Below are 11,927 nucleotides of genomic sequence, written 5' to 3'. Positions count from 1 at the left end.
AGCATTGCCATGCCCGCATCCATCAAAACCGTGGCCGCAAGTCTGGGCCTGAGCCTTAGTCTGCTTGCCGGCAGCCTTGTGGCACCGAACGTCGCCCATGCCGAAGGCGAAATCCGTATCGCCGAGCAGTTCGGCATTGTTTACCTGTTGCTCAACGTGGTGCGCGATCAAAACCTGATCGAGAAGCACGGTAAGGAGGAGGGCATCGATATCAAGGTCGACTGGACTCAGTTGTCAGGTGGCGCGGCAGTCAATGATGCCTTGTTGTCCGGCTCCATCGATATTGCCGGGGCCGGAGTCGGCCCGCTGTTAACCATCTGGGACCGCACTCATGGCAGGCAGAACGTCAAGGCCGTGGCCTCGCTGGGCAACTTCCCGTACTACCTGCTGAGCAATAACCCGCAGGTCAAAACCATCGCCGACTTCACCGAAAAAGACCGTATCGCGGTACCGGCCGTGGGCGTTTCAGTGCAGTCGCGCTTCCTGCAATACGCCGCTGCCAAACAGTGGGGCGACAAGGACTTCAACCGTCTGGACAAGTACACCATCGCCGTCCCGCATCCGGATGCCACCGCTGCGCTGATCGCAGGTGGTACGGAGCTGAGCGGGCATTTTTCCAACCCGCCGTTCCAGGATCAGGCGCTAAAAAATCCAAATGTGCATGTGGTGCTCAACACCTACGACTTGCTCGGCCCCAATTCCCCAACGGTGCTGTTTGCCACCGAGAAGTTCCGTAGCGACAACCCGAAAACCTACAAGGCCTTTATCGAGGCCCTGGCTGAAGCCGCCGAGTTTGCCCAGAACGACAAGGGCGCGGCCGCTGACACTTATATCCGCGTGACCAAGGCCAATATCGACCGCGCCGAGTTGCTTAAAATCATCGACAACCCGCAGTACGAGTTCAGCGTAACGCCGAAAAATACCTATCCGCTGGCCGAGTTCTTGTACCGCGTGGGTGCGATCAAAAATAAACCTGACTCCTGGAAGGATTACTTCTTCCAGGACGCAAAACCGTTGCAGGGGAGCTGACAATAATGAATGCCTCGGTGCAAGGCCACACGGCCAGCCACTTGAATGCAACAGGGCCAGCCCTGTTGTCGGTCGACCAGGTCAGCCTTGAATACCGCACGCCGCAGCGTGTGGTGCGGGCGACTCATCAGGTCAGCTTTGAAATTGATCCGGCCGACCGTTTCATCCTGCTTGGACCTTCGGGATGCGGCAAGTCGACCTTGCTCAAGGCTGTGGCCGGTTTTCATGCCCCCTGTGAAGGGCAGATCCGCCTGCAGGGCCAACCCGTCACCGCCCCGGGGCCAGACCGCATGGTGGTGTTCCAGGAGTTCGACCAGCTGCCATCCTGGAAAACGCTCAAGCAAAACGTGATGTTCCCGTTGCTGGCGTCGAAAACCTTGCCTCGGCGCGAGGCCGAGGAGCGGGCCCTGCATTATCTGGACAAGGTCGGTCTGGCGGCATTTGCCGATGCTTACCCGCACACCTTGTCCGGTGGCATGAAGGCCCGGGTGGCGATTGCCCGTGCCCTGGCCATGCAGCCGAAAATCCTGTTGATGGACGAACCCTTTGCAGCTCTCGACGCCCTGACCCGACGCAAGATGCAGGAAGAATTGCTGCTGCTCTGGGAGGAGGTGCGCTTTACCTTGCTGTTTGTCACCCACTCGATCGAAGAGGCACTGGTGGTCGGCAACCGTATCCTGCTGCTGTCGCCGCATCCGGGGCGGGTGCGGGCCGAGATCAACAGCCATCAGTACAACCTGCACAGCCTTGGCGGTGCGCAATTTCAGCACGCGGCGCAGCGCATCCATCGGCTGCTGTTTGATGAAGCGCACGCCGGTACCGACGAACAACCGCTGAATTTCGCCGATATCCGTATCGCTTATTGAGCTGTGGAGGATTGTCCGATGAATCAATCATCATCTGTACGCCAGGAATATGAAGTGGTCCTGGAGCCGCTGCTAAGTGTGCCGCTGGAGCGCCAATTGCCGTTGAGCCAGCGTCTGTGGCAGCAGGGCTGGTTACGTAAAAGTCTGATCCTGATTGTGCTGGCTGTGCTTTGGCAACTGGTGGCGCGCTATCAGGACAACGACCTGCTGCTGCCGACGTTTTTGCAAACAGCCAGTGCGCTGTATGACGGCCTGATCAGCGGCGAGTTGCTGAGCAAGGTGGGTATTTCCCTGGTGGTACTGCTCAAGGGCTATCTGATCGGCATCGTGCTGGCGTTTGCCCTGACCACGCTGGCGGTTTCGACTCAGTTGGGCCGTGATCTGCTGAGTACCCTGACTTCGATGTTCAACCCGCTGCCGGCGATTGCCCTTTTGCCGCTGGCGCTGCTGTGGTTCGGCCTGGGGCAGAACAGCCTGATTTTCGTGCTGGTGCATTCGGTGCTCTGGGCCCTGGCCCTGAACACCTATGCCGGGTTTCTCGGGGTGTCGGAGACCCTGCGCATGGCCGGGCGCAATTACGGGCTGAAGGGAATTCGCTTTGTGCTGTTTATTCTTATTCCGGCGGCGCTGCCTTCGATCCTTGCCGGTCTGAAAATCGGCTGGGCCTTTGCCTGGCGCACGCTGATCGCCGCCGAGCTGGTGTTTGGTGCCACCAGCGGCAAGGGCGGCCTGGGCTGGTATATCTTCCAGAACCGCAACGAGCTGTACACCGACAAGGTGTTCGCCGGGCTGGCGGTGGTGATTCTGATCGGCCTGCTGGTGGAGAACCTGGTGTTCGATACCCTGGAGCGCGTCACGGTCAAGCGCTGGGGCATGCAACGCTGACCAGCAAAACCGAGTGGGAGCGAGCCTGCTCGCGAACGACCTTCGCGAGCAGGCTCGCTCCTACAGGAGGGCCTGATCGTCAACCGAGTTTCTACAGGCTCAGCCCCACCCCGCGCAATATTACCGAGGTGATGGTCTGTACCGCCTGATGGTATTGCTGGTCGGACAGCGGCTGATGGCCGTTGAGTGCGCAGACCTGATAGTCGAAGTCGGCATAGTGCTGGGTCGAGGCCCAGATCATGTACAACAACGCTGAAGGCTCCACCGGGTTGATGCGTTTTTCGTCCACCCACTGGCGTATTTTCTGCTCCATGAGTTTGGCGCCCTTGGCCATATGCTCATCGAGCATGTCCTGGAACATCGGTGCACCGCGCATGATTTCGTTGGCCCACAGTTTGGATCCGTGAGGCCGGGTACGCGAATGGTTCATCTTTTCCATGATGTAGCTGGTGAGCACCACCCGCGGGTCGTCGAACTTTTCGAAACAGGCACCTTCCAGCCCCCAGGTGTCCAGCAGGTTGACCAGAACTTCGCGGTACAGCTCGTCCTTGGTGGAAAAGTAGTAGTGCAGGTTGGAGCGCGGCAGTGCGGCTTGCAGGGCGATATCGGCCATCTTGGTCCCGGCATAGCCTTGTTCGGCGAAGACTTTCTCTGCGGCCAAAAGGATTTTTTCGACGTTTTTGCGGCGGATCTTTACTTTCGGGTTGCTCATCGAGTACCTGATTTATCACGACAGGAGAGGGCTGCGGCTGACGACACAGCATAGGTCAATTGCCAGGGGGCGCTGTGCGGAAAATCTCGGCGTACAACGGCCAGTGATCCGATACGCCCTGGGCATGACGGGCGCCATCGAAGCGTGCCGGGGTGCCCCAGCGGTTGACCTGATAAGGGCTGCTGTACACCAGGCGAATGCTCTGCGGATCAACCTGCCAGCCATTGAAACCGCTGGCAGCGGTCATCTGTGGCGGGAACAGAAGCATGTCGAAGAACGACCACTCGCGTTTGCTGTGGTAGTAGTAACTGCCTTTGCAGCCCGCGCAGCCGATGAACTGGGACACCGCCCAGGTGCTGGCCAGGTCTTTGGCGATATAGCCGTGCTGCTGTTCTTCGCCGGCATTGATATTGAAGTCGCCGCCGACAATGGGCAGTACATCGTCCGGCAGTTCGCGCTTGAGCCGGGCCAGGTAGGCGACGGCCTGCTGGCGCAGGTAGCCCGGGGCACCGCCTGAGGGCAGGTGCAGGGAGAAAATCGCCGCTTTCTGGCCATCAGGCAACAACAGGCGAACTTCGAGAATGCCCCGGGTTTTGCTCACCCGTGCCGGGTCATCATTCCCCAGCGCCTGGTAGGGCACTGGATGCAGGCGGGCGGTGTCCCATTGAGGCAAACGGCTGAGTACTGCGGTGTCGATACCGCGCTCGTCCCAGCCCTCGATCAGTACGCGGGTCTGGTAGCCGGACGTGTTCAGGCGGGCATTGAGTAGCTCGACAACCTTGATGTTCTCAACTTCGTTGAGCATCAGGATATCCGGCCCGCGGCCTTGATTGATCTGTTTGATCACGGCGCTGAGGCGCTTGAGCTTTTCATCGAGCAAAGTCGGGGTCCAGTCGTTTTCTTCACACTCCTTGCGCCACGCCGGGACTTCGATTTTTGTGCAGCTGGCCAGGTACTCCGGGTGCGCGCGCTTGACGCTCAGGGGCAGGTAGGCGAAGTCGTCCTTGCCGTTGTCGTGCTCGGTGTCGAACAGGTTTTCGACGTTCCAGGTCATTAGCGAGACCCGGCCAGCTTCAGGCTCGACATGATTGGCGCAGGCGGTCAGCAGCAGGGTGCAGACGACGATCAGTAAATGGGTACGCAGCAGTTTCATTGGCAGTCTATCCAGGCATAAAGGTCTGTGAGGGGGGATGCAGGCTTGTTTATGGGGGCGGGCTTCACAGGGAAATAAACACCCCCGCCAACGCAGCACTCATCAGATTGGACAGGGTTCCGGCAATTACTGCGCGCAGGCCCAGGCGGGCGATATCCTGACGCCGCGAGGGCGCCATGACGCCCAGGCTGCCGAGCAGGATGCCGATCGACGACAGGTTGGCAAAACCGCACAGGGCAAAGGTTACGATCACCTGGGTGGGCCCCGACAGTACCTGGATGCCTTTGGCAGCGGCTTGGACCGGGTCAAGATAGGCCGCGAAATCGACATAGGCGACGAACTCGTTGAGCACCAGTTTTTCGCCGATAAAACTGCCTGCCGTCATGGCCTCGCTCCACGGTACGCCGAGGACAAAAGCCAGTGGCGCAAACACATGGCCAAGAATCAGTTGCAGGCTCAGGTGGGCAAAACCGAACCAGTTGCCCACCCAGCCCAGGATGCCGTTGAGCATGGCTATCAGGGCAATAAAGGCCAGCAGCATCGCGCCCACATTAAGGGCCAGTTGCAGGCCGTTACTGACCCCCAGTGCGGCGGCGTCGATGACATTCGCCGGTTTATCGTCGGGGTATACCTCGATGTCACTGAAGTTGTCGCGCGGTTCAGCGGTTTGCGGCTCCATCAGCTTGGCCATCAGCAAACCGCCGGGGGCAGCCATAAAACTGGCGGCAATCAGGTATTTAAGCTCCACGCCCAGGCTGGCATAGCCGATCAGCACCGAACCTGCGACCGAAGCCATGCCGCCGACCATCACCGCGAACAGTTCAGAGCGGGTCATACCGTCCAGAAACGGGCGCACCACAATGGGCGCTTCGGACTGGCTGACAAAAATATTCGCCGTGGCCGACATCGACTCGGTACGGCTGGTGCCCAGCACCCGCTGCAAGCCGCCGCCAATCACGCGGATCACCACACTCATGATGCCCAGGTAGTAAAGGATGGCGATAAAGCTGCTGAAAAACACAATCAGCGGCAGCACCTTGATCGCAAAAACAAAGCCCTGGCTGCCAAACACTTCGCTCATTTTGCTACCTGCCAGAGGGCCGAAAACAAAGCTGATGCCTTCATTGCCATAGTCTTGCAGCAGGGCAACCGAATCGCTGATCGCAGCCAGCGTTGCCTGGCCCCATGGCACATAGAGGGCGAAGGCACCCAGGCCTGCCTGCAATACAAATGCCCCGACTACGGTCTGCAACTTGATTGCCCGGCGGTTGCTGGACAGCAGCACCGCCAGGAGAATCAATACCACCACTCCAACGAAACTCATTGACCAGATTTCCGTATGTCACGCATCAAGATCGCACCGGTTCAGAAACCGAAGGCACCGGGCAGCAATTGCTCGACCGTCCACTCGCGGGCGGCCGCCGCTTCGTGGCCGACGCAATACACCACGCAGTGAGGGCTCATCAGATCGTGCATGACCTGACGGCAGGCGCCGCGCGGGGAGATCAGCGCCACGTTCGGGGCATACACCAGCATCGCCTTGAAGCTGGCAGGTGCATGGCCCTGGGCAATGGCGCTGAACAGGGCGCCGCGTTCGGCACAGTTGGTCAGGCCGTATGAGGCGTTCTCGACGTTGCAGCCGCGAATGATCCGGTCATCGGCGGTGAGCAGCGCCGCACCCACCGGGAAGTTCGAGTGCGGACACCAGGCCGCTTTCGCTGCGGCGATCGCTTCAGGTAACAGGCGCTCGTACTGCGCCTGAGCTTCGGGGCTGCGGTTCATGGGGCGTTGCTCGCGGTGACGTCAGCCAGGGGCTGGGCAACTTTTTCAATCCGTTGTTGTGGCGTGCTTGCTCCCGCTGGCTGCCCGGCGCGGTCCTGGGCTTGCAGATGATCGACCAGTGCCTGGAGATCGTTGAGGCCGGTATCCACCCGCTGGCTGGCTTGGTTGAGTACGCTGAAGTTGTCACCGCCCCCGGCCATAAACGAGTTGACCGTGATCCGGTAGCTCTGCTCGGGCAGCACCGGTTTGCCATCGATTTTCAGGCTGTCGGCGATGATCCGCTGGCCCTGGGGCCTGCTGGCATCCCAGCGATAGCTGAGGGTGGCCGATGGCTGCAGGGGATAAAAACCGAAGCCGTTGTTCTGCCATTGCTGCTCCAGCAATTGCTTGAGCTGGGCACCGCTGAGGGTAAGGATGTTCAGGGTGTTGTTGAACGGTTGTACGGAGGCTACCTGGCCATAGGTCAGGTGCTGCTGGCCGGGTTCGAGCATCAGGTCGGTGCGGATGCCGCCCAGGTTGGTCAGTGCCACCTCGGCGCCCAGGGCGCGGGTGGCGTGCAGTTGTGCATCGGCGATCAGGTCGCCCATGGCCGATTCTCCAGCGTCGTTGAGGGTGCGGTTGATTTCGCGGGTGGCGATACGGGCCACGGGTTTGTTCAGGTGTTCGTTGCTGCGCGCTTCAATATCGGCCTGCAGCGCGGCAATTTCTGGCAGCGGCGTGTAGCGCGCGGGGTCAACCACGATGTTTTGTGCCTTAGCATCGAGCAGTTGGTGGTTGACCGGGTCCACGGTGAGGGTGATATGGGTCAGCAGGCGGCCGAACGAGCTGCCCTGGGTGATCAGCTTGTCGCCCAGGCGGCACAGGTAGCCCTGGTGGGTGTGGGCGGTGACCACCACTTTGATTTGCGGGTCCAGACGCTCGGCCACATCGACGATATCGCCCTTGAGCTGGCTGCAATCCTGCTGGTCGAAGCGTTCGGTGGTTTCACCGCCCTGGTGGATCACCGCGACCACGGCATCCACCCCTTGTTTGCGCAGTTCGGGCAGTTGCGCGTTGATCGCCTCGGCCTCGTCAATGGTGTACAGACCGTCCATGCTCTGCTGGCTTACATAGGCCGGGAGGTCGCGCAACACCGCGCCGACAAAGGCGATTTTGGCGCCGTTGGCCTGCTCGATACGGTAAGCAGGCAGCAGTGGTTTGCCGGTTTGCGCGTCGATCAGGTTGGCCGCCATATAGGGGAAGCGCGTGCCGCTGTAGTTGTTGTCAAACTGGCAGGCCTTGTCCGGGCGCGGCGACACGCAGCCGCCATTGATCTGGCGTTGCAACTCCAGTTTGCCCAGATCCAGTTCATGGTTGCCAACCACACTGAACTTCAGCCCCAGTTCGCCGAGGGCTTCGAGCGTCGGCTCATCGGCCCACATCGAAGACATCGGCGGGCTGCCGCCGATCATGTCGCCCGCGCCAATCAATAGTAGTTGCGGGTCCTGTTTGCGCAGTTCGCCAACCACGCCGCTCAGGGCGTTGATACCCCCCGCCTTGAGCGACACTTTGCCAGCCGGTGCCGTGGCATCGGTGTAGGTGAACGGGGTGGCGGCCAGATTGCCGTGAAAATCGTTGATCGCGGCAATATTGATAGCGACCGGCTTGACCGGTTGCTGGCAGGCGGCCAGCACCAATGCTGCCGGGATGACCATACTGGCACTGCGCAGACGCGAGAGAAGATTCGACATGCAAGCTCCTTGGTGCCGGTCAGGCGGTACGTGGCTGGCCAGCAGTGGCGGCGGCAGGTGCTGACGAGGTGACGTATTGCGTGCCCAGGCCTGCGCGCAGCAAAAGCATCTTGAGGTGGTCGTTGATCAGTTCAAGGCGATCTTGCAGATGGCTATTGAAGACCATGCCCACTAGCGCGATGGAGATCCCCAGTGCGGTGGCGTACAGCGCCGTACCGATGCCACGGGACACTTCGCCCGGGTCGGAAACACCGGCCTCGGCCAGTGCCTTGAAGGTGTCGATGATGCCCATGATGGTGCCGAGCAGGCCCAGCAGCGGCGCACCGGCGACCACGGCTTCGAGGATCCACAGGCTGTGGGACAGCTTGCCGCGCATGGAGATGTAAATGGCCTGGCCGAGGTCTTCAAGCTCCTGGTGCGAATGCAGTTGGCGACGGCCGTCGTAGATCTGCGAGAGCAGTTGCAGGGGCAGGCTGTCGCGTGCGGTCAGCCCGGCAGGCAGGTCGGCGATGCTGCGGACTTTGCCATTGACCGCAGGCACCAGCTGACGCGCCTTGCGCAGCGAGTAGCTGAAGAAGATGCAGCGTTCGACGACCACAAAAGCGGCCAGGGCTGCGGCGCCGTACATGACGTAGAAGGTGATGTCGTGGAGCAGATTCATGTTCATTCGGGGTGTCCTCTAAATACGTTCATGACCCGGGCCTGTCGTGCTGGCAGGCCCGGGTGCGGGGGTCAGAAGCTGGCTTCGAAAGAGACCATGGCAGTGCGTTCTTCACCGACGTTGTAGTAAGGCGTGGCGGCGCTGACGCCGTTGACCGGTGCAGCGTTGAGCACCACGGTGCGCGCCGATGACAGGTACTCCTTGTCAAACACGTTGAGCATCGAAACGCGAATGGCCGCCGACTTGAGGATCTTCTTGTCCACCGGCAGGCGCACCCCGGCGTTGATATCGAAGGTGGTACGCCCGGAGATTTCCTGGTCGTTGGTCAGGTCGCCGTAGTAGCTGCCCACATACTTGGCGGCCACGTTGCCGTAGTAGCGCTTGTTGTCGTAACCCAGGCTGGCGTTGAGCATGTTTTTCGGCACGTTGGCCAGTTGCTTGCCGGAGGTGGGCAGTTCCTTGTTGCGTGTGGTCACGTCATCCTGCTGCTCGGCGCTGGTATAGGTGTAAGAGGTGTAGTAGTTGAAGTTGTAGGGCAGCAGGCCGCTCCACTCCAGTTCCAGACCCTTGTTGACCACGCTGCCGACGTTGAGCATTTCGTAGTCACCGTCCGCATTGGTGGTCGACAGCTGACGATCCTTGTACGAGATATGGAACAGGGTGGCGCTCAGCAGCATGTCGTCCTGGGTGAAACGCCAACCCAGTTCCTGGTTCCAGCTCAGTTCCGGGGCCAGGCTGATGGAGTCGCCGGCGTTGTAAAGCACGTAGTTGGGCGGCGTACGCATATTGCGGGTGACGTTGTAGAACGCCTGGTGCTGCTCGTTGATCTGGTAGCGCGCACTGAAGTTGGGCAAAAACTCGTGGTACCTGGCATCACGCTTTTCGGGAGCGCTGTACAGGCTGCCGAGGTTGTTGCCATCGCGTTCGACGTACTGGTAGGCAATGCCGCCGGTGAGGGTCAGGTCAGGGGTGACCGTCCACACGTCCTGGGCCCAGATTTTCTGTGCCGGGGTGACGGTGTACTGGTGACGGCCCTGTACCGTGGCGCCATTTTTGTCGGTGAGCTGGTTGCCACTGTTGTAGTCGCCCCAGATATCATCCGGCGTACCGTTTTCGGTGATGCTGATAAAAGGCTGGGTCTGGCGCTGGCGGGCACGTTCATACCAGTAACCGACATCGATGCTGTGGGCTTCGTTGAAGTCCCATTTCAGTTTGGTGGTCACGCCAGGGCGCCAGCTCTCGGTCCATGATGGGCGGTAGTAGGTGTCGTAGGCCAGTCCGCTGAGGTCAAAGTTGCCGGCCTTGTCGCTGGTCGAAGACAGCCCGGTCGCCGATTGGCCGCTGAAGCTGCCGCCATTGGACCAGAAGTAGTAGGGTGCGATGGTCAGCGCCAGGTCGTCACGCAACTGAAAGCGCTGGGTCAGGGTGGCTGATGCGTTTTCAAACGGGTTGCGGTTGATCTTGTAGTACTGGGTCAACTTGCCGCTGCTGTTGTAGATCGGGATTTCGGCATAGTCCAGGCCACGGCCCGACTTCTGAAACTGTGCCTTGCTCAGGGTGTTGTAGTTGTAGTTTTCCTGGGTGCTGTATTTGAAGATGGCATTGGTCGAGTTGCCGTTGCCATCTTCGAACAAGGTGTTCCACTCAACTCTGTCGGCGCGTACGGTGCCTTTGCCGCGCCACTTTTCGCCTTCTGTATGGGACGCCGAGACAAAGGTTTTAAAACCATTCAAATCGCCGGTGTTAATCCGCGCGAATGATTTGTTCAAACTGTTGGAACCGACCGACTGTTTGACAAAGACGCCGAAGTCCTTGGTCGGGCGCAGGGTCACCAGGCCAATGTTGCCGCCACTGGAGCCGATATGCGGGCCGTCGATTTCCGAAGAACCCTGGGTGACAAAGACTTCGCCGAGGTTTTCCGGGTCGCCGAGCAGGTTGGCATACACCGCATAGTCCCCGGAATCGTTGATCGGGATACCGTCCGAGGAGACGCCGACCTGGTCGGAGTTCATCCCGCGCATGGTGAAGCTGGTGCCGCTTACCCCTGATGCGTCGGTGCTGGAAACGTTGATGCCGGGGGTGTACTTGAGCTTGTCGATGGCGTTGGCAGTCGGTGCCATTTCGTCCATCGCTTCCTTGGTTACGGTCGAACGGCCTTTGGCGCTGTCTTCTTCGACCATAAGCCCATTACCCAGACTCTGTCCGGTGACATTAACCTTGCCTATATCAACGGTGTCTTCTGCGAGCGTTGATAACGTCCAGCCGCCAACCCCAACGGCAAGTAGCGTTGCGAATAAAGTATTGAGTTTCAAAACAGTTTCCCCTAAGCGTAAGTGTCAGAGCTGACGTGCTTTAGTTATGGCTCTGTGTTGTATACAAGCGTGGCGCTGAAACGGTATTTATCCTTGCCCGAGAAACTTTCCTCGGGGAAGGGCACAACTTTATCGAGGCGTTGCAAGCTGGTTTGTGCGGCGCGATTGAGCAGCATATTGGTCGCCTTTTTTTCAATGCCCGAGTCGAGCACCTTGCCGCTACGGTCAACCAGCAACCACACCACCACATTGCCTTGCGGGCGTTGCAGTGAAGCCTCGCGACCTCGCGGGTATTGCTTGTATTTCTCCAGCTCCGCCAGCAGCCGGGCGATATAGCGGCTCTCCAGGTCTGCCGGGTTGGCGCGCGGGGCCTGGGCAATCGGTCTGGCTGGCGCTACAGGGGGGGCCGTAGCGGGTGCAGGCGTGGGCGCTTGCAGCACAGGCTGAGGCCTGGGTGGTGTCGGTACGGCCTTGACCACCTGCGGCTTGGGCTTGGGTGGCGGCGGCCTGGGAGCTGGCGGTTTGGGTTTGGGTGGTGGGGGAGGCGCGATTTCCACGGCTTCGACCACTTCCTCCTCCGGTGGTGGCAACTCGGCGACCTGCTCGGGCTCCGGTTCAGGCTCGGGAGGGGGAGGCAGCAGTTCATCCAGATCTATCAGGGCCACTTCGACGCTGCTGTCGTCGTATTTGGGCGTGATTTTCAGGTCCGTGTCCATGCTGCTATGGACGGCCACCGCCAGCAGGCAGATGGCCGGCAAACAGGCGATGGCTTTGCGTGATTTGAAAAAAACCGACAT

General features: G+C 60.0%; 11 protein-coding genes. 3 read left to right on the top strand and 8 right to left on the bottom strand.

Annotated elements, in window-relative coordinates:
- The first annotated feature begins 9 nt into the window (after nt 1-9).
- Genes PPTH39_RS02565 through PPTH39_RS02555 form a run of 3 tightly spaced genes read left to right on the top strand, consistent with a single transcriptional unit; the run spans nt 10 to nt 2,780 of the window.
- Entirely contained in the window at nt 10-1,029 is a 1,020-nt protein-coding gene (locus PPTH39_RS02565) for an ABC transporter substrate-binding protein (RefSeq protein WP_095024728.1), read from the top strand.
- 5 nt (nt 1,030-1,034) lie between these two features.
- A complete protein-coding gene (locus tag PPTH39_RS02560; protein WP_130871538.1) occupies nt 1,035-1,895 on the top strand; it encodes an ABC transporter ATP-binding protein in 861 nt (286 codons plus the stop codon).
- Nucleotides 1,896-1,913: 18 nt separating this feature from the next.
- The gene (locus PPTH39_RS02555) at nt 1,914-2,780 is read left to right on the top strand and encodes an ABC transporter permease (RefSeq protein WP_095000363.1); all 867 of its coding nucleotides are present in this window, start codon (nt 1,914-1,916) and stop codon (nt 2,778-2,780) included.
- 91 nt (nt 2,781-2,871) lie between these two features.
- Here the strand turns inward: PPTH39_RS02555 and PPTH39_RS02550 are convergent, their stop codons facing one another.
- The 8 genes from PPTH39_RS02550 to PPTH39_RS02515 all read right to left on the bottom strand — a co-directional run bounded on the left by PPTH39_RS02550 (nt 2,872) and on the right by PPTH39_RS02515 (nt 11,927).
- On the bottom strand, nt 2,872-3,492 hold the full coding sequence (locus tag PPTH39_RS02550; protein ID WP_095020006.1) for a TetR/AcrR family transcriptional regulator: 621 nt from the start codon (nt 3,490-3,492) through the stop codon (nt 2,872-2,874).
- Between the two features lie 55 nt (nt 3,493-3,547).
- Nucleotides 3,548-4,645, bottom strand: a complete 1,098-nt coding sequence (locus tag PPTH39_RS02545) for an endonuclease/exonuclease/phosphatase family protein (protein ID WP_130871537.1) — start codon at nt 4,643-4,645, stop codon at nt 3,548-3,550.
- 64 nt (nt 4,646-4,709) lie between these two features.
- Nucleotides 4,710-5,969: a NupC/NupG family nucleoside CNT transporter gene (locus PPTH39_RS02540; protein WP_095020004.1), complete on the bottom strand. Its 1,260-nt coding sequence runs from the start codon at nt 5,967-5,969 to the stop codon at nt 4,710-4,712.
- A 41-nt stretch (nt 5,970-6,010) separates the two neighbouring features.
- A complete protein-coding gene (locus tag PPTH39_RS02535) occupies nt 6,011-6,427 on the bottom strand; it encodes a cytidine deaminase (RefSeq protein ID WP_130871536.1) in 417 nt (138 codons plus the stop codon).
- Nucleotides 6,424-8,157, bottom strand: coding sequence for a bifunctional metallophosphatase/5'-nucleotidase (locus PPTH39_RS02530; RefSeq protein ID WP_130871535.1), 1,734 nt, complete (start codon nt 8,155-8,157; stop codon nt 6,424-6,426). Before PPTH39_RS02530 ends, PPTH39_RS02535 begins: the two co-directional genes overlap by 4 nt.
- Before the next feature lie 19 nt (nt 8,158-8,176).
- Nucleotides 8,177-8,824 carry a MotA/TolQ/ExbB proton channel family protein gene (locus PPTH39_RS02525; protein WP_095000357.1) on the bottom strand — a complete coding sequence of 216 codons (648 nt, stop codon included), beginning with the start codon at nt 8,822-8,824 and terminating at the stop codon, nt 8,177-8,179.
- Nucleotides 8,825-8,889: 65 nt separating this feature from the next.
- Nucleotides 8,890-11,130 (bottom strand): TonB-dependent receptor family protein, encoded by a 2,241-nt coding sequence (locus PPTH39_RS02520; protein ID WP_095018009.1) that lies wholly within the window; start codon nt 11,128-11,130, stop codon nt 8,890-8,892.
- 44 nt (nt 11,131-11,174) lie between these two features.
- Nucleotides 11,175-11,927: an energy transducer TonB family protein gene (locus PPTH39_RS02515; RefSeq protein WP_095018008.1), complete on the bottom strand. Its 753-nt coding sequence runs from the start codon at nt 11,925-11,927 to the stop codon at nt 11,175-11,177.

The organism is Pseudomonas bubulae (assembly GCF_900618535.1).
GTDB classification, from domain to species: domain Bacteria; phylum Pseudomonadota; class Gammaproteobacteria; order Pseudomonadales; family Pseudomonadaceae; genus Aquipseudomonas; species Aquipseudomonas bubulae.
Note: the sequence above shows the minus strand (reverse complement) of the source record. Positions and strands in the feature narration are given on the sequence as shown.